This is a genomic window from Petrotoga sp. SL27, assembly GCF_002924605.1.
GTDB lineage: Bacteria > Thermotogota > Thermotogae > Petrotogales > Petrotogaceae > Petrotoga > Petrotoga sibirica.
The window spans coordinates 1-554 of the sequence record NZ_JAIP01000049.1; the positions used below are offsets into that span (position 1 = coordinate 1).

1 protein-coding gene is annotated in these 554 nt (G+C 42.4%); it reads left to right on the forward strand.

What is annotated here, in order from left to right; genetic code table 11:
- The coding region (locus AD60_RS09995) for an ABC transporter substrate-binding protein (protein WP_233186888.1) at nucleotides 1-554 on the forward strand (554 nt) is incomplete at both ends.

Below are 554 nucleotides of genomic sequence, written 5' to 3' on the forward strand. Positions count from 1 at the left end.
GTTGGGGTGCAATATTAGATAAAGAATATTCTATAGAAATAGGTTTATGGGATGGAAATGCCGAAGGTTGGTGGAAGTATCACGGATGGACAAAAGAACAGTCTCCATACTTTGACCATGCTATGGGAACAGGTCCGTATAAATTGGTTGGTTGGGATCATGCTCAACAAAGGGTAACGCTCGAACGATTCGACGATTACTGGAGAGGTCCCGCCCCAATAAGAAGAGTAATCATTCAAGGTGTGGACGAATGGTCGACGAGAAGAGCCATGCTTGAAACAGGTGATGCTGACATAGCTTATGTTCCTGCTCAATATTTAGATGTTGTACTTTCTATGGATGGTTTGACCGTTATTCCTGGCACACCTCAGGTTTCAATCACCTCTTTAGGATTCAACTGGGAAGTTGACCCAGAGTCTCCATACATTGGTTCAGGCCGATTGGATGGGAACGGTATTCCGCTAGACTTTTTTGCAGATCACAATGTTAGGTTAGGTTTTGCATATGCCTTTGATTATGATGGTATGATAAATGATGTTTTAAAAGGTTTGGGT